Here is a 16,905-nt window from a genome sequence, read left to right as displayed (position 1 = left end):
CGCTCACTGGGTGAGGACGACGTGGGCCGAACGAGACCAGTGCACCCAGACCTCGTCGCCCCAGGTGTAGCTCTCGTCGCGGTGACGCTGCGTGTTGGCCACGCTCACCTTGATCAGCGCGCCGCTGGGCAGCACGACGTGATAGACGGTGAACATGCCGAAGTACGACAGCTCCTTGATCTTGCCGGGGGCGCAGTTGAACTCGTGCTCGGCCGGCTGGTGGTGCGAGATGTGGATCTTCTCGGGGCGCAGGGCCACCGTGACCGGCATGCCCTCGGTGCCGGTGATGCCGTGGCCGACGAAGTGGCGGCAGTCGGCGCAGTCGATGACGACGTGGTCGGGCTCGTCGACGGTCAGCGTGCCGTCCATCAGGTTGACGTTGCCGATGAAGTCGGCGACGAAGCGCGTCGCCGGCGTCTCGTAGATCTCGCTGGGGGCGCCGACCTGCAGGAAGCGGCCTTCGGACATGATGGCCAGGCGGGTGGCCATCGTCATCGCCTCTTCCTGGTCGTGGGTGACCATCACGCAGGTCACGCCGACCTGCTCGATGATGTTGACGAGCTCGATCTGGGTCTGTTCGCGCAGCTTCTTGTCGAGCGCGCCCATCGGCTCGTCGAGCAGCAGCAGTTGCGGCTGCTTGGCCAGGCTGCGCGCCAGCGCGACACGCTGCTGCTGGCCGCCGGAGAGCTGGTGCGGCTTGCGCTGGGCGTACTTGCCCAGCTGCACCAGCTTGAGCATGGCCTCGACACGTTCGGCGATGCGATCCTTGGGCTGGCCTTCGCGGCGCAGGCCGAAAGCGATGTTCTCCCACACCGTCAGGTGCGGGAAGAGCGCGTAGCTCTGGAACATCATGTTCATCGGCCGCTCGTACGGCGGCAGCGTCGCCAGGTCGACGCCGTTCAGCAGGATGCGCCCGGAGGTCGGCGTCTCGAAGCCGGCGAGCATGCGCAGCAGCGTGCTCTTGCCGCAGCCCGAGGGGCCGAGCAGGGCGAAGATCTCGCCCTTGGCGATGTCGACGTTGGCGTGGTTGACGGCACGGTGACCGTCGAAGTCCTTGACGACGTCCTGGATCTGCAGGAACTGCTTTTCTTTGTCGGTGGCAACCATCTCAGCGGCGGGCCTGTGTCTATCTGAAGAAGGAAAAAGAACGAGCGGAAAGCGAGTCAAGCTGCCGCCGCGGACCGGCTCCGCCGGTCCGCTGGCGGCGCCCCCCTCGGGGGGGAGCGCCGCAGGCGCTACGGGGGGCTCAGATCCCGGGGGCTACATCCCCGTCTTGAACGAGGTGAAGGTCCGGGTCATCAGCCGGCGCAGGTCGTTGTTCAGCGAGTCCGGCGAAACCATGCGGGCCATGTCCGAGGGCGACAGGAAGACCGTCGGATTGTTGGCCACTTCGGGCTTGACGAACTTGCGCGACTCGGCGTTCGGGTTGGCGTAGAAGACCTTGTTGGTCAGCGACGCGTGAACCTCGGGACGCAGGATGTAGTTGATGAACTTGTGCGCGTTGCCCGGACGCGGCGCGTCCGCCGGGATCACCATCACGTCGAAGAACAGCAGGCCGCCGGTCTTCGGGATCAGCGCCTCGATCTTCTGGCCGGTCTTGCCGTCGATCGCCCGCTGGCGCGCGATGTTGATGTCACCCGACCAGCCCAGCGCCAGGCAGATCGAGCCGTTGGCCATGTCGTTGATGTAGCCCGACGAGCTGAACAGCGTGATGTGCGGCCGCACGCTCTTCAGCAGCTGGCCGGCCGCGGCGTAGTCGCTCGGCGTCTTGCTGAACGAGGGCTTGCCCAGGTAGTGCAGCGCCGCGGGCACGACCTCGGAGGCCGAGTCCAGGAAGCTGACGCCGCAGCTCTTGAGCTTGGAGATGTACTCGGGCTTGAAGACCAGGTCCCAGGCGTTGTCGGGCATCGGCATCGAGCCCAGCGCCGCCTTGACCTTGTCGACGTTGATGCCGACCGTGGTGTAGCCCCACAGCCAGTCGACCATGTACTCGTTGCCCGGGTCCATCTTGGCCAGCGCCGCCTGCACCGCCGGGTCGAGGTTCTTCAGGTTCGGGATCTGCGCCTTGTCCAGCTTGCGCAGCAGGCCGCCTTCGAGCTGCAGCTTGGCCCAGTTGGACGACGGCACGACGATGTCGTAGCCCGTCTTGCCCGCCACCAGCTTGGCGTGCACGATCTCGTTGTTGTCGAAGTTGTCGTACCGGACCTTGATCCCGGTTTCCTTCTCGAAGTTGCGGATCGTGTCCTCGGCGATGTAGTCCGACCAGTTGTAGACGTTCAGGATCTTTTCTTCTTCCTGGGCGAACACGGATGAGCAGGCCAGGGCCAGGCCTGCCATCGCTAGGACGGACTTCAAGTTCATGAGGGAACCTCCGAAGGGGTGGGGATTGTCGTGAACAGCGCGCGAGTCTAAGACAGCTAGGACAGCCAGCCGCCCGCCTTGGCGTCGGCAAGCGTCAGATCCAGGCAACGACGGATCAGACCCATCATCTCGTCGATCTGCTGCCGGGTGATCACGAGCGGGGGCGCGATGATCATCCGGTCACCGACCGCCCGCATGATCAGGCCTTCGCGGAAGCAGTGGCCCCGGCAGACCATGCCGATCTCCACGGACTCGGGGAAGGGCGTGCCCGTCGCCTTGTCTTTGGCCAGCAGGATCGCCCCCATCAGCCCGCAGCTTTCCGCGTCGGCGACCAGCGGATGGTCGCGCAGCGTCGCGAACTGACTCGCAAGATACGGGCCGACGTCGTCGCGCACGTGCTCGACGAGCTTGAGCTCGCGCATCAGCTTGATGTTGGCCAGGGCCACCGCGCAGGCCACCGGGTGGCCGCTGTAGGTGTAGCCGTGGTTGAACTCGCCGCCCTTCTCGATCAGCACCTTGGCGATGCGCTCGCCGACCATCACGCCGCCCAGCGGCACGTAGCCGCTGGTCACGCCCTTGGCGAAGGTCATCAGGTCGGGCCTGGTGCCCATGGTCTCGCAGCCGAACCAGCGGCCGGTGCGGCCGAAGCCGCAGATGACCTCGTCGCTGACCAGCAGGATGCCGTACTGGTCGCAGATGCGCTGGACTTCGGGCCAGTAGGTCGCCGGCGGGATGATGACGCCGCCGGCGCCCTGGATCGGCTCGCCGATGAAGGCGGCGACTCGCTCGGGGCCGAGCTCGAGGATCTTGGCTTCGAGCCAGCGTGCGGCGACGAGGCCGAACTCGTCGCGCGACAGGCCCTTGCCGTGTTCGTGCCAGTAGGGCTGGCCGATGTGCACGATGCCGGGGATCGGCAGCCCGCCCTGGGCGTGCATGCCGCTCATGCCGCCCAGCGAGGCGCCAGCCATCGTCGAGCCGTGATAGGCGTTGTCGCGGCTGATGATGACCTGGCGCTCGGGCTGGCCGAGCAGGTCCCAGTAGCGGCGCACCATGCGCACCACGGTGTCGTTGCCTTCGCTGCCCGAGCCGCTGAAGAAGACGTGCTGGAACTGCGGCGGCGTCACCTCGGCCAGCAGCTCGGCCAGCTCGATGGCCGGCGGCGTCGCGGTCTGGAAGAAGGCGTTGTAGAACGGCAGCTGCTTGAGCTGCGCGGTCGCGGCGTCGACCAGCGCCTGCTGGCCGTAGCCGACGTTGACGCACCACAGCCCGCTCATCGCGTCGAGGATCTTGTGGCCCTCGGTGTCCCAGAGGTAGATGTTCTCGGCGCGTTCGATGACGCGCGCTCCCTTGCGCGACAGCGCCTGGAAGTCGGTGAACGGGTGCAGGAAGTGCGCCGCGTCGGCGGCCTGCCATTCCCGGGTGGTGCGTTGCGTGGACATCGGGCTTCCTTCAGACGTGGAGCAGCAGGTGTTCACGCTCCCAGGGCGAGATCACCTTCATGAATTCGGCGTGCTCGATCTCCTTCACCTCGGTGTAGACGGTGATGAAGTCCTCGCCGAGCACACGCGCGAGCTCGCGCTCGTCGCGCAGCAGCGTCAGCGCCTCGCCCAGGCTGCGGGGCAGGGCGTACTCGCCGAGGTAGGCGTCGCCCTTGCACTCGGCCGAGGGCTCGATGCGGTGCTGGATGCCGAGCCAGCCGCAGGCCAGCGTCGCGGCCAGCGCGACGTACGGGTTGGCGTCCGCGCCGATGACGCGGTTCTCGATGCGGCGCGCGTTCGGCGACGCCACCGGGCTGCGGATGCCGACGGTGCGGTTGTCGGTGCCCCACTGGATGTTGATCGGCGCCGCGGTGAAGCGCGCCAGCCGGCGGTAGCTGTTGACGTAGGGGGCGAACAGCGCCATCGCCGCCGGGATGTATTTCTGCAGGCCGCCGATGTACCAGTAGAACTCCTTGCTCGGCGTGCCGTCGTCGTTGCTGAAGATGTTGCGGCCGTCGCTCTTGCGCACGATGCTCTGGTGCACGTGCATCGCGCTGCCCGGCTCGCCGGCGATCGGCTTGGCCATGAAGGTCGCGAACATGTCGTGGCGCAGCGCCGCCTCGCGCACCGTGCGCTTGAAGAGGAAGACCTCGTCGGCCAGGCCCAGCGGGTGGGCGTGGAAGAAGTTGATCTCCATCTGCCCGGCGCCGATCTCGTGGATCAGCGTGTCCACGTTCAGGCCCATCTTCTCGCAGTAGTCGTAGACGTCCTCGAACAGCGGGTCGAACTCGTTGACCGCGTCGATCGAATACGCCTGGCGCGAGGTCTCGCTGCGGCCGCTGCGGCCGACCGGCGGCTTCAGCGGCACGTCGGGGTCGGTGTTGCGCGCCACGAGATAGAACTCGAGCTCGGGCGCCACCACCGGCTCCAGCCCGAGATCGGCGTACAGGTCGCAGACGCGGCGCAGCACCGAACGCGGCGCGAACGGCACGAGCTTGCCTTCGCGGTCGTAGCAGTCGTGGATGACCTGTGCCGTCGGGTCGCTCGCCCAGGGCACGATGCGCACCGTCGTCGGGTCCGGCTGCAGGTGCATGTCGCGGTCGGTCGGCGTGATGACGTCGTAGTACGGCCCCTCCTCGGGGAACTCGCCGGTCACGCCCATCGCGACGATGGCCTCGGGCAGCCGCATGCCGCGGTCTTCGGTGAACTTCTCGCGCGGCAGGATCTTGCCGCGGGCCACGCCGGTGAGGTCGGGCACGAGGCACTCGATCTCGGTGACGCGGTTCTTGTCGAGCCACTGTTCGAGCTCGCTGAAGGTGTAGGGATCTTTCTTGACCATGGGGTACCTGTCTTCGCTGTCGGCGCGCCGCGATCGAAGGGGCGGCGCACGAAACCCTGTCGTTCAAGCGGCAGGGACGCGAGGCAAGGGCCCGCGCACCCGGTCGCGGTAGGCACGCACGGCGACGCCGAACGCGTTGAAGAGCTGGACCGAGACGGGGTTGTCCGCGGCACGCCACTCGGGGTGCCACTGGACGCAGAGGTTGAAGCACGGCGCGGCGGGCAGGGTGAAGGCTTCGACGAGACCGTCGGGCGCATGGGCCTCGGCGCGCAGGCCGGGCGCGAGCCGGCAGACGCCCTGGCCGTGCACCGAGTTGACCTCGAAGTGCTCGCGCCCGGTGATCGCCGCCAGCACGCCGCCGGCGACGACGTCGACACGGTGCGCCAGGTCGTACTGAATCGCCGCCGGCTGGTCGGCCGGCGCGCGGTGGTCGTGGCGGCCCTCGGCCTGGTGCACCGCCTGGTACAGCGTGCCGCCGAGCGCGACGTTGACCTCCTGGAAACCGCGGCAGATGCCGAACAGCGGCACGCCGCGTTCGAGCGCCCGCCGGATCAGCGGCAGCGTCCAGGCGTCGCGGTCCGGGTCCAGCGGCAGCGAGGGGTCGAGCACCGCCTCGTTGAAATGCGAGGGGTGCACGTTGGATTGCGAGCCCGTCAGCAGGACGCCGTCGCAGGTGTCCAGCAGCGCGTCGATCTCGTCGGGCCCGAAGGGCGGTGCGATCAGCGGCAAGGCGCCGGCGAGGCGCACGGCGTCGACGTACTTGCGTCCGGCGACGTGGAACGGGTGTTCGCCCGAGGGGCGATTGCAGCTGGTGACGAGAACGACGGGCGTGCTTTGACTCATGAAGTAGCGAGGGTCAGCCTAGGATGTCCCGCAGCCTATACCAGGCCATGCCGAGCACCAATGCGGGTGTACGCAGCATCCGGCCACCGGGGAAGGCCCGGTGGCGCAGCCTGGCGAAGACGTCGAAGCGGGACGCGTCGCCGGCGATCGCCTCGGCGACGAGGCGGCCGGCCATTCCGGTCAGGGCGAGCCCGTGACCGGAGAAACCTTGCAGGTAGTAGACGTTGGGCGCGCCGGCGAGGCGGCCGAAGTCGGGGGCGCGGTTCATCGAGATGTCGACGAAACCGCCCCAGGCGTAGTCGACCTGGGCCGACGCGAGCTGGGGGAAGCTCAGCAGCATGCGCTGGCGCATGCTCTGTGCGAGGTTGGACGGCGTCAGCGTGCTGTAGCTGACGCGGCCGCCGTAGAGCATGCGGTTGTCGTCGGTGGTGCGGAAGTAGTCGAGCACGAAGTTGGTGTCGCAGACCGCCGATCGCGACGGGATCAGCCGGTCGGCCACCGCGTCGTCGAGCACGCTGCTGCACGCAATGTACGTGCCGACCGGCATGATGCGCGGCTCGAGCGCCGGCGCCAGTCCCGAGAGGTACACGTTGCCGGCGAGCAGCACGCGCCGGGCGTGCACCTCGCCGCCGGCGGTGCGCAGCACGGCCGGCTCGCCCGGCGTCATCGACACCACCGGGCTGTGTTCGTGCAGGCGCACGCCGGCCTCGGCGGCCGCGCGCGCGATGCCCAGCGCGTACTTCAGCGGATGCAGGTGCCCGGAGCGCGGGTCGTGCACGCCGCTGTGGAATCGCGGGCTGTCGATCCAGTCGCGCACCTCGGCGTGGCCGACGCGGGTCAGCGGGTAGCCGTAGACCGAGTCCATGCGGTCGGCCCATTCGGCGAGTTCGGCGCCCTTGCGGGCGTTGGTCGCCAGGCCGAGGTAGCCGTCGCGCCATTCGCACTCGATGTCGTGGCGGGCGATGCGCTCGCGGATCAGGTCCAGCGCCTCGATCGACATCGCCCAGACACGTTTGGCTTCGTCCAGGCCGAGCTGGGCCTCGATCGTGGCCTGGTCGCAGGCCAGGCCGTGGATCGCCTGGCCGCCGTTGCGGCCGCTGCCGCCCCAGGCGAGCTGGCGGCCTTCGATCAGCACGACGTCGAAGCCGCGCTGGCGCAGCTCCAGCGCCGCCGACAGCCCGGCCAGACCGCCGCCGACGACGGCGACGTCGCAGCTCGTCGTGCCGGTCAGCGGTGCATGGCCGGGGCCACGCGCCGCGGTCGCCGCGTAATAGGAGTCGCGGGCCAGGTCCTGGTCCGTGTCGAGCAGCGGCATCGCGGCGGCCTCCGGGCGTCCGTGCGTCAGGCCAGGCGGCGCAGGGCCGTGCGGATCGTCTCGACGATGCGGTCGATCTGAGCCGTCTCGATGATCAGCGGCGGCGACAGCGCGATGACGTCACCGGTGGTGCGGATCAGCACGCCCTGCTCGTAGCAATCGAGGAAGGCGTCGAAGGCGCGCTTGCCGGGCTCGCCCGGGCGCGTGGCCAGCTCGATGCCGCCGACGAAGCCGACGTTGCGCACGTCGATGACGTGCGGCTCGCCCTTCAGCGAATGCACCGCCTGCGCGAAGTGGCCGCCGAGCTCGGTGGCGCGGGTCAGCAGGCCTTCCTCGGCGTAGGTGTCGAGTGTCGCCAGGCCGGCGGCGCAGGCCAGCGGGTGGCCGGAATAGGTGTAGCCGTGGGCGAACTCGATCAGGTGCTCGGGCCCGTTCATGAAGGTGTCGTGGATCGTGTCCTTCACGAGCACGGCACCCATCGGCACGGTGCCGTTGGTCACGCCCTTGGCCAGCGTCACGAGGTCCGGCGTCACGCCGAAGGTCTGCGCCGCGAAGGGCTGGCCGGTGCGGCCGAAACCGGTGATGACCTCGTCGAAGATCAGCAGGATGCCGTGGCGGTCGCAGATCTCGCGCAGGCGCTGCAGGTAGCCCTGGGGCGGCAGCAGCACGCCGGTGGAGCCGGCGACCGGCTCGACGATGACCGCGGCGATCGTCGACGCGTCGTGCAGCGCGACCAGGCGCTCCAGGTCGTCGGCGAGTTCGGCGCCGTGCGCGGGCTGGCCGACGCTGAAGGCGTTGCGCGCCGGGTCGTGGGTGTGGCGGATGTGGTCGACACCCCCCAGCAGCGTGCCGAAGACCTTGCGGTTTCCGACGATGCCGCCGACCGAGATGCCGCCGAAGTTGACGCCGTGGTAACCACGCTCGCGGCCGATCAGCCGCGTGCGGCTGCCTTCACCGCGCGCGCGGTGATAGGCCAGCGCGATCTTCAGCGCCGTCTCGACCGACTCGGAGCCCGAGTTCGTGAAGAAGACGTGGTCCAGCCCGGCCGGTGCCAGCTTGGCGAGACGGTCGGCGAGCTCGAACGCCTTGGGGTGCGCCATCTGGAACGGCGGCGCGTAGTCCAGTTCGGCGGCCTGGGCCTGGATGGCCTGCACGATCTTCGGGCGCGCGTGGCCGGCGTTGACGCACCACAGGCCGGCCACGCCATCGAGGATCTGGCGGCCACGGTCGTCCCAGTAGTACATGCCTTCCGAGCGGGTCAGCAGGCGCGGAGCCTTCTTGAACTGCCGGTTGGCGGTGAAGGGCATCCAGTAGGCGGAAAGATCCTGAGTCATGGCGGTGTTCCGGGGTGGCGCCAAGGCCGGCGCCGGGTGTTTCGACGTGGGAAGACGGGTGCGGGACCCGGCCTCAGTCTAGCCAGGACCGTTAGCAATGTGCGTGCTCGGTCGATGCGGGTTGGCCCGTGGCAACGCACTATGATGCGATCGAACTGACGGAAAGCGCAATTTCATGCGAACTAGCGAAGCATCGCCGCAATGGCCTGCCAAACTCGACGCGATCGACCGGGCCATCCTGCAGGAACTGCAGATCGACGGCCGGCTGTCCAACGTCGACCTCGCGCAGCGTGTTCACCTGTCGCCGTCGGCCTGCCTGCGGCGCGTCAAGGCGCTGGAGGAGCAGGGCGTCGTCGACCGCTACGTCGCGCTGCTCAATCCACGCGCCATCGGTCGCCACGGCACGAGCTACACCATCGTCAACCTGGAGAGCACGCAGCCGGGCAAGCTCGAAGCCTTCGAGCGCGCGGTGAAGGACACGCCGGAGATCCTCGACTGCTTCTACGTCGCCGGGGCCAACGACTACCTGGTGCGCTTCACCTACCGCGACGCCGAGGACCTGGAGCGTTTCCACGCCGAGGTGCTGCCCCGCCTGCCCGGCGTGGTGCGCTCCAACTCCATGTTGGTGCTGCGCACCGTGAAGAAGACCAGCGCCTTGCCGCTGTGACGCCACAACGAAAACGGGCGCCCTCGGGCGCCCGCGTCGGCTGGAGACGATGCCGCTCAGCCGCGCGACTTCGCGCCTTCCTCCAGCGAGGCCTGGTGGCGCCGGGCCGCCGGGTAGACCAGCGACTCCTCCAGGCCGATGTGCTCGTAGTAGAGCGCGGTGAAGACCGGCAGCGCGTGGCGCAGCATCACCAGGTCGTACCAGTTGTAGCCCTCGGCGATGGCCTCGATCTGCGGCGCCAGCTCCAGCCAGTCTTCCTCGAGCCAGCCGTGGTCCTGCTGCAGACGCTTGATGCTCTGCACCAGTTCGGCATCGCCCTTGGCCAGCAGCTGCGGGAAGACGAAACGCTCTTCGTCGGCGTGGTGCTGGCGGGCGTGGCCGCTGAAGAACGCGTGGATCTCGGCGGCGCTGGCGCGCGCCACCTCGTCGGCACCGTTCTCGTCGATGTGCGCCAGCAGGCGGTCGAACTGGCCCAGCACCTCGATCACGCGGGCATGCGTGCGGTCGAGCGCCTCGAAAGGCGGAACCGGCGGCGCCGGGATGCGGGCGGGACGGGCCTTGGTTCCAGAGCTAGCAACCATCGCGACTCCTTCAGGGTTTTCCTGATTGTTCGAACGAGCAAAGTGCCGGACTTGCGCGGGATCAAGTTCGGTTCGCCGTCACCGGCGCACCGCTCCTGCTCCGGTCGGGGCCTGGGACAGCCGGCCGGACAGGTAGGTCCAGACGAAGGTCGCGGCGGCCGACGACGCGAGTTCCGCATGATCGTACGGCGGCGAGACCTCGACGCAATCCATGCCCACGAAAGCAAGGTCTGCCCACTCCTCGAGCAGCGTCAGCACCTGGTTGGTGCTCATGCCGCCCGGTTCCGGGGTGCCGGTGCCGGGCGCGAACGCCGGATCCAGGCAGTCGATGTCCAGCGACAGATAGACCGGCGGCATGCCGTGCGCGGCGAAACGCTCGCGCACCGCGGCCAGCACCGGAGCCAGTTGCGCCGGGCTCTCCAGGCCGCGCAGCTCGCGCGCGCCGAAGAACAGGCCGCCCCGGTCGGGCACGTAGTCGCGGGCCTCGCGCACCGCGGCCGAGCGGATGCCGACCTGGACGAAGCAGGCAGGATCGACCAGGCCTTCGACGAAGGCCTCGTGCACCCAGGTGCCGTGGCCCGAGGGCTCGCCGAAGTGGTCTTCCCAGGTGTCGCAATGGGCGTCGAAATGGATCACCGCCAGCGGCCGGCCGAGCCGGGCGCGGTACTCGCGCAGCAGCGGCAGCGTCATCGAGTGGTCGCCGCCCAGCCAGGCCATGTGGTGGGCGGCGATCAGTTCCGCCGCCGCGGGCTGCAGCGCACGCCGCATGCCCTCGATCGAGGTGTTGGGCAGCGGCAGGTCGCCGGCGTCGGCCAGCGCGCCGATCGGCGACGTGCCGAACAGCGGATGCGTGGCGTCGCAGAGCATGTGGCTGGCGGCGCGGATCGCGCGTGGCCCGAAGCGTGCACCGGGCCGGTTGGTCACCGCGCCGTCCCAGGCGACGCCGGCGACGCAGAACGGCATCGCCGGCGCGGCCTCGCGCGTCGGCACCTTCAGGAACGAGGCGTGATCGGAAAGGAAGGCGAAGTGGCTCATCGGACGGGAGGGCAGCGGCGCGATCGCGCCGCAGTGGCAGCCATCATAAGGAAGCGCGGGCGATGAAGCCGGTGCTCGTGCTGCAGCACCAGTCGAGCGACGGGCCGGCCTTTCTGGCGACGTGGCTGCGCGCGCGTGGCGTCGCCTTCGAGGTCCGCAACGCCGAGGCCGGAGAGGCGTTCCCCGAATCGACCGAAGCCTATGCCGCGCTGGCCCTGCTGGGCGGCGAGATGAGCGCCAACGACCCGCTGTCGGCGCTGCGCGCCGGCGAGCGCCTGATCCTCGACGCGATGCAGCGCTCGCGGCCGGTGATCGGCCACTGCCTCGGCGGGCAGCTGATGGCGCGGGCACTCGGTGCGCGTGTCGTCGAGTCGCCGGCCCCCGAGATCGGCTGGTTGCCGATCGACGTCGCCGACTCGGACGTCGCGCGCGCCTGGTTCGGCGAGGCGCGGCAGCACACGGTCTTCCAGTGGCACTACGAGGCGTTCGAGCTGCCGCGTGACGCCGTGCGCCTGGCCGGCAGCGCAGCCTGTCCGAACCAGGCCTTCGCGATCGGCCCGCACCTGGCGCTGCAGTTCCATGTCGAGCAGGACGCCGAGAAGCTGGCGCGATGGTCGTGCGACGACGGCGCGCGCTATCGGCAGGCGCTCGGCGCGCACGCCAGCGTGCAGGACGGCGAGGCCATGCGTCGGCATGGCCTGGCCGCACTGGCCGCGCAGCAAGGCCTGGCCGATGGCTTTTACCGGCGCTGGCTGGCGGCGAGCGGCATCGATCTCACGTGATGGAAGGCTTCTTCCGCATCGCGGGATCGGGCGACGCTGCACCGCAGCAAAATGCGCCATATGAAAGAAAGCGATCTCGCATCGCGGGAATGTCTTGCTAAGTCGTTGATTTGTCGAGACTCAATCTTTTGTCTTATATAAGACAGAAGTCTTGGCAGCGCGCGTCGCGAAGGGTACGCTTGCGTCATCGTTTCTCCCTTGGACCAGGAGTCTTCCGATGACGCAACCGACCCGCGAACAACAGGCCGCCGCACTCGAAAAAGAGTGGGCCGAGAACCCGCGCTGGAAAGGCATCAAGCGCGGCTACACCGCCGCCGACGTGGTGCGCCTGCGCGGCTCGCTCGCCATCGAGCACACGCTCGCCAAGCGTGGTGCCGAGAAGCTGTGGACGCTGATCAACAACGAGCCGTTCATCAACGCGCTCGGCGCGCTCACTGGCAACCAGGCGATGCAGCAGGTCAAGGCCGGCCTGAAGGCGATCTACCTGTCGGGCTGGCAGGTCGCCGGTGACGCCAACAGCAACGGCGAGATGTATCCCGACCAGTCGCTGTACTCGGTGGACTCGGTGCCCAAGGTCGTCAAGCGCATCAACGCGACCTTCCAGCGTGCCGACCAGATCCAGTGGAGCGAAGGCAAGAACGACATCGACTTCTTCGCGCCCATCGTCGCCGACGCCGAAGCCGGCTTCGGCGGTGTGCTCAACGCCTTCGAGCTGATGAAGGCCATGATCGACGCCGGTGCTGCCGGCGTGCACTTCGAGGACCAGCTCGCCGCCGTCAAGAAGTGCGGCCACATGGGTGGCAAGGTGCTGGTGCCGACGCGTGAAGCGATCAGCAAGCTCGTCGCCGCCCGTCTGGCCGCCGACGTGATGGGCACGCCCACCGTGCTGCTGGCGCGCACCGACGCCGAGGCCGCCGACCTGGTGACCAGCGACGTCGACGAGAACGACCAGCCCTTCCTGACCGGCGAGCGCACCGTCGAAGGCTTCTTCCGCACGAAGAACGGCCTCGAGCAGTCGATCAGCCGCGGCCTGGCCTACGCGCCGTATGCCGACCTGATCTGGTGCGAGACCGGCAAGCCCGACCTGGCGTTCGCCAAGGCGTTTGCCGACGCGATCCACGCAAAGTTCCCGGGCAAGCTGCTGGCCTACAACTGCTCGCCGTCGTTCAACTGGAAGAAGAACCTCGACGACGCGACGATCGCCAAGTTCCAGCGCGAGCTGGGCGCGATGGGCTACAAGTTCCAGTTCATCACGCTGGCCGGCTTCCACAGCCTGAACTACGGCATGTTCGACCTGGCCTACGGCTACGCCCGCGACAACATGACCGCCTTCGTCGAGCTGCAGCAGAAGGAGTTCGCCGCCGCCGAGCGTGGCTTCACCGCGGTGAAGCACCAGCGCGAGGTCGGCACCGGCTACTTCGACGCCGTGACGACGACGATCGAGAAGCAGGCCTCGACGGCCGCGCTGAAGGGTTCGACCGAGGACGAGCAGTTCCTCGACGGCGCGCACTGACGCGCCCCGCGCCGGGCCGCAGCGCCCGGCGCGCAACCGGTTCCGAGAGGAAGCCAGAGGAGACAGGCGAACGGCACGGCCCGCGAGGGTCGTGCCGTTTTGCCATGCGAAGTCGGGATTTGCCCCGCGGGAAGCCCGGCGGCGTAGCATGGCCCGCCAGGAGGTGACTCGATGAAAGTCGGAATCATCGGCGTCGGTTATGTCGGCGCCAGCGTGGCGGTCTCGCTGCTGCACGGCGGCGTCACGCGTGAACTGCTGCTGCACGACCGCGACGCCGCGCGCGCCGAAGGCGAGGCGATGGACCTGGCGCAGGGCGCGCCGTACTACCCACGCGCCACGGTGCGTGCGGTCGACCTCGACGAGGTCTCGCGTTGCGACGTCGTCGTCTTCGCCGCCGGCCGCAACGGCCGTCCGGGCGAATCGCGGCTGCAGCTGCTGGCCGACAACTTCCGCGTCGCCAGCGACATCGGCCGCGTCGTCGGCCGCCATGCGGGGATCATCGTCGCGATCTCCAACCCGGTCGACGTGTTGACGCGCGTGCTGCAGCAGTCCTCGGGGCTTCCGCCGGAGCGTGTCCTCGGCACCGGCACGATGCTCGACACCGCGCGCCTGCGCCAGGCGCTGGCCGAACGGCTGGCGGTGGACTCGCGTTCGGTGCACGCCCAGGTGCTGGGCGAACACGGCGACTCGGAGATCGTGCAATGGTCCGGCGCCCAGGTCGGCGGCTGCCCGCTGCGCGACTGGCCGGGCTGGACGCGCGACGACGAACAGCGGCTGGGCCATGAGGTCAAGCGCGCGGCCTACGAGATCATCCAGCGCAAGGGGGTCACGAACCACGCGATCGGCCTCGTCACCGCCGACCTGGTGCGCGCCATCGTGCGTGACGAGCACCGCGTGCTGACCGTCACACGCTGCCACGCGGGCGAGGGGCTGGACGGTGTCGCGCTGTCGCTGCCGGCGATCGTCGGCCGCGACGGCGCGACGAAGGTGATCCCGCCGTCGCTCGCCGACGACGAAGCCGAGGCCCTGGCGCATTCGGCGCAGGTGCTGCGCGACGCCTGGTCGCAGCTGACCCCGGGCTGAACTACATCGACGCTTCGAGCATCGCCCGGTAGTCCTCGGCGCTGGCCAGCCGCGGGTTGGTCTTGTGGCAGTGGTCGGCCAGCGCGCCGGCCACGACCTTGCCGAACAGTTCGCGCGTGACGCCCATCTCGGCCAGACCCGAGGGCAGGCCGAGGCGGGCGTTGAGCGCACGCACGGCCTCGGCGATTTCGGCACCGTCGTCGCCGCAACCCGGCAGGCCCATCGCCTGCGCCAGGCGCTGCATGCGCTTGTCGCGGCGCACCGACTCGGCCTTGGCGTTGAAACACAGCACCGCCGGCAGGAAGACCGCGTTCAGACTGCCGTGGTGCAGCCGCGGGTCGGCACCGCCCAGCGCGTGGCTCAGCGAATGCACGCAGCCCAGGCCTTTCTGGAAGGCCAGCGCGCCCTGCATGCTGGCGCTCATCATGTTCCAGCGCGCCTCGCGGTCCTGGCCGTCGCGGGTCGCACGTTCGATGTGCGCCCAGCCGCGCGCCAGGCCGTCGAGCGCGATGCCGTCGGCCGGCGGGATCGGCGCCGGGGCGAGAAAGGTCTCGATGCAGTGCGCGATCGCGTCCATGCCGGTGGCCGCGGTCAGCTTCGGGGGCAGCGCCAGCGTCAGCTCGGGGTCGAGCAGCGCGGCCTTGGGCACCAGATGCCAGCTGTGGAAACCCAGCTTGCGGCCGTCGTCGACGATGACGATCGCACCGCGTGCGACCTCGCTGCCGGTGCCTGCGGTCGTCGGCACCGCGATCAGCGGCGCGACACGCTCGCTGATGCGTGCGCTGCCGCCTTCGATCGTCGCGTAGTGCGCCAGCGGGCCGTCGTGCGTCGCGGCGATCGCGACGCCCTTGGCCAGGTCGATCGACGAGCCGCCACCGACGGCCACCAGCCCGTCGCAGCCGTGTTCGCGCCAGACGCGCACGGCCTCGCGCACCGCGGCTTCGGTCGGGTTGGACGGCGTGCCGTCGTAGACCGCGTGCGGCAGGTCGCCGAGCGCGTCCAGCGCCGGCTGCAGCACGCCGGCAGCACGCACGCCGGCGTCGGTGACGACGAGCGGGCGGCGCATGCCGGTGCGTTCGCACTCGGCGCGCAGCAGGCGCACCGCGCCGAAATCGAGGTCGATCTGGGTGACGTAGAACATTCGGGCCATCGGGCCAGTATCCTCGCGGCCACCTTGGGAACGCATCTGCTGAAACCCGCAATGGCGGGCCTGCTCGAACGCATCCGCCGCGCCGAGCGCAGGCCCTTCCATGCGATGGAACCCGCGGCCGCCCGCGCCGCCTACGAAACCGCCGCCGAAGTGCTGGACCTGCCGCGTGCGCCGCTGGCGCGTGTCGAGGACTTCACGATCCCCGCCGCCGACGGCACGGCGCTGCGCGCGCGGCTCTACGCGCCGTCGCACGAACGCCTGCCGCTGCTGCTGTACCTGCATGGCGGCGGCTTCGTCGTCGGCAGCCTGGAGACCCACGACAGCCTGTGCCGCCAGCTCGCGCGGCGCAGCGGCGGCGCCGTCGTCGCGCTGGACTACCGGCTGGCGCCCGAGCATCGTTTTCCGGCCGCGGTCGACGACGCCTGGGCGGCGATGGCCTGGCTGGCGGCGAACGCCGGCACGCTGGGGCTGGACAGCTCCCGGCTGGCGGTCGGCGGCGACAGCGCCGGCGGCACGCTGGCCGCGGTCTGCGCGATCCACGCCCGCGACCTCGGCCTGCCGCTGGCGCTGCAGCTGCTGTTGACGCCGGGCACGACGGCGCACGCCGACACCGCCAGCCACACGCTGTTCGCCAACGGCTTTCTGATCGACGCCGCGACGATCGCCTGGTTCTTCGACCGCTACATCGACCACCACCACCGCCGCGACTGGCGTTTCGCGCCGCTGGAGGCCGAGGACCTGGATGGCGTCGCGCCGGCCTGCCTGCTGCTGGCCGAATGCGACCCGCTGGTCGACGAAGGCATCGCCTACGCCGACCGGCTGCGCCTCGCCGGCGTGCCGGTGGCGCTGGAGATCGCGCGCGGTTTGACCCACGACTTCATCAAGATGGGCCGCGCGCTGCCCGAGGCCGCCATGGCTCTCGAACAGGCTGCCGCGGCGCTGAAACACGCCTGGAACCCATGACGACGCACGACACCTTCCGATCGCCGACGACGCTGCGCGTCGGCACCTGGGCTGAACTCGGCACCGACGCGCAGGCCGTGCGCAGCGCAGTCTTCGTCGTCGAGCAGGGCATCCCGGCCGAACTGGAATGGGACGCGGCCGACGCCGGCGCGCTGCACGTCGTCGCCTGCGCGGATGGCGTGCCGGTGGCCACCGGGCGCTGGCTGACCAGCGACGAGCCGGGCGTGGTGCGTGTGGGCCGCATGGCCGTGCTGGCGGCGCACCGAGGCGGTGGTCTCGGCCGCCGGGTGCTCGACGCCCTGATCGACGCCGCGCGTGCCGCGGGCCACGCCACGGTGATGCTGCACGCGCAAGAGAGCGCGATCGGCTTCTACGACCGGGCGGGGTTCGAGGCCGTCGGCCCGAGCTTCGTCGAGGCCGGCATCGTGCACCAGGAGATGCGCCGCCGGATCTGAGCCGGT

At 69.6% G+C, this 16,905-nt stretch carries 16 protein-coding genes; 6 read left to right on the top strand and 10 right to left on the bottom strand.

The annotated features are described in order from the left end of the window. Window positions 1-3: 3 nt before the first annotated feature. From RBXJA2T_RS08530 to aptA, 7 genes are all read right to left on the bottom strand, one after another. The gene (locus RBXJA2T_RS08530) at window positions 4-1,107 is read right to left on the bottom strand and encodes an ABC transporter ATP-binding protein (protein ID WP_009856941.1); all 1,104 of its coding nucleotides are present in this window, start codon (window positions 1,105-1,107) and stop codon (window positions 4-6) included. A 153-nt stretch (window positions 1,108-1,260) separates the two neighbouring features. Beyond that, window positions 1,261-2,361 (bottom strand): polyamine ABC transporter substrate-binding protein, encoded by a 1,101-nt coding sequence (locus RBXJA2T_RS08525; protein WP_029718364.1) that lies wholly within the window; start codon window positions 2,359-2,361, stop codon window positions 1,261-1,263. Window positions 2,362-2,417: 56 nt separating this feature from the next. Beyond that, complete coding sequence (locus RBXJA2T_RS08520) at window positions 2,418-3,800, bottom strand: aspartate aminotransferase family protein (protein WP_009856939.1); 1,383 nt, start codon at window positions 3,798-3,800, stop codon at window positions 2,418-2,420. A 10-nt stretch (window positions 3,801-3,810) separates the two neighbouring features. Next, entirely contained in the window at window positions 3,811-5,178 is a 1,368-nt protein-coding gene (locus tag RBXJA2T_RS08515; protein WP_009856938.1) for a glutamine synthetase family protein, read from the bottom strand. Window positions 5,179-5,241: 63 nt separating this feature from the next. Then, on the bottom strand, window positions 5,242-6,021 hold the full coding sequence (locus RBXJA2T_RS08510) for a gamma-glutamyl-gamma-aminobutyrate hydrolase family protein (protein WP_009856937.1): 780 nt from the start codon (window positions 6,019-6,021) through the stop codon (window positions 5,242-5,244). A 13-nt stretch (window positions 6,022-6,034) separates the two neighbouring features. Continuing rightward, window positions 6,035-7,336 carry an NAD(P)/FAD-dependent oxidoreductase gene (locus RBXJA2T_RS08505; protein ID WP_009856936.1) on the bottom strand — a complete coding sequence of 434 codons (1,302 nt, stop codon included), beginning with the start codon at window positions 7,334-7,336 and terminating at the stop codon, window positions 6,035-6,037. Window positions 7,337-7,362: 26 nt separating this feature from the next. Next, window positions 7,363-8,670, bottom strand: a complete 1,308-nt coding sequence (gene aptA / locus RBXJA2T_RS08500; RefSeq protein WP_029718365.1) for an omega-aminotransferase AptA — start codon at window positions 8,668-8,670, stop codon at window positions 7,363-7,365. 175 nt (window positions 8,671-8,845) lie between these two features. Between aptA and RBXJA2T_RS08495 the strand changes: the two genes are divergently transcribed. After that, complete coding sequence (locus RBXJA2T_RS08495) at window positions 8,846-9,337, top strand: Lrp/AsnC family transcriptional regulator (RefSeq protein WP_009856934.1); 492 nt, start codon at window positions 8,846-8,848, stop codon at window positions 9,335-9,337. Between the two features lie 56 nt (window positions 9,338-9,393). Here RBXJA2T_RS08495 and RBXJA2T_RS08490 read toward each other — a convergent pair whose 3' ends face one another. Next, window positions 9,394-9,918, bottom strand: a complete 525-nt coding sequence (locus tag RBXJA2T_RS08490) for a hemerythrin domain-containing protein (protein ID WP_029718366.1) — start codon at window positions 9,916-9,918, stop codon at window positions 9,394-9,396. A 78-nt stretch (window positions 9,919-9,996) separates the two neighbouring features. Next, window positions 9,997-10,953: an agmatinase gene (locus tag RBXJA2T_RS08485; RefSeq protein ID WP_009856932.1), complete on the bottom strand. Its 957-nt coding sequence runs from the start codon at window positions 10,951-10,953 to the stop codon at window positions 9,997-9,999. Window positions 10,954-11,015: 62 nt separating this feature from the next. Here RBXJA2T_RS08485 and RBXJA2T_RS08480 point away from each other — a divergent pair, with 62 nt between their 5' ends. The 3 genes from RBXJA2T_RS08480 (at window position 11,016) to RBXJA2T_RS08470 (ending at window position 14,331) form a co-directional block, all read left to right on the top strand. Next, window positions 11,016-11,735: a type 1 glutamine amidotransferase gene (locus RBXJA2T_RS08480; RefSeq protein ID WP_009856931.1), complete on the top strand. Its 720-nt coding sequence runs from the start codon at window positions 11,016-11,018 to the stop codon at window positions 11,733-11,735. Between the two features lie 217 nt (window positions 11,736-11,952). Then, window positions 11,953-13,248, top strand: a complete 1,296-nt coding sequence (gene aceA, locus RBXJA2T_RS08475; RefSeq protein ID WP_009856930.1) for an isocitrate lyase — start codon at window positions 11,953-11,955, stop codon at window positions 13,246-13,248. Window positions 13,249-13,419: 171 nt separating this feature from the next. Next, window positions 13,420-14,331: an L-lactate dehydrogenase gene (locus RBXJA2T_RS08470; RefSeq protein WP_009856929.1), complete on the top strand. Its 912-nt coding sequence runs from the start codon at window positions 13,420-13,422 to the stop codon at window positions 14,329-14,331. A 1-nt stretch (window position 14,332) separates the two neighbouring features. On the opposite strand, the gene gbd is transcribed toward RBXJA2T_RS08470, so the two are convergent. After that, window positions 14,333-15,481 (bottom strand): 4-hydroxybutyrate dehydrogenase, encoded by a 1,149-nt coding sequence (gene gbd / locus RBXJA2T_RS08465; protein WP_009856928.1) that lies wholly within the window; start codon window positions 15,479-15,481, stop codon window positions 14,333-14,335. 51 nt (window positions 15,482-15,532) lie between these two features. Between gbd and RBXJA2T_RS08460 the strand changes: the two genes are divergently transcribed. Further along, window positions 15,533-16,444, top strand: coding sequence for an alpha/beta hydrolase (locus RBXJA2T_RS08460; RefSeq protein ID WP_009856927.1), 912 nt, complete (start codon window positions 15,533-15,535; stop codon window positions 16,442-16,444). Then, window positions 16,441-16,899 carry a GNAT family N-acetyltransferase gene (locus tag RBXJA2T_RS08455; RefSeq protein WP_009856926.1) on the top strand — a complete coding sequence of 153 codons (459 nt, stop codon included), beginning with the start codon at window positions 16,441-16,443 and terminating at the stop codon, window positions 16,897-16,899. The genes RBXJA2T_RS08460 and RBXJA2T_RS08455 overlap by 4 nt, the downstream gene beginning before the upstream one ends. Window positions 16,900-16,905 lie beyond the last annotated feature (6 nt).

The sequence above is a fragment of the Rubrivivax benzoatilyticus JA2 = ATCC BAA-35 genome (genome assembly GCF_000190375.1).
Classification (GTDB): Bacteria; Pseudomonadota; Gammaproteobacteria; order Burkholderiales; family Burkholderiaceae_C; genus Rubrivivax; species Rubrivivax benzoatilyticus.
Note: the sequence above shows the minus strand (reverse complement) of the source record. Positions and strands in the feature narration are given on the sequence as shown.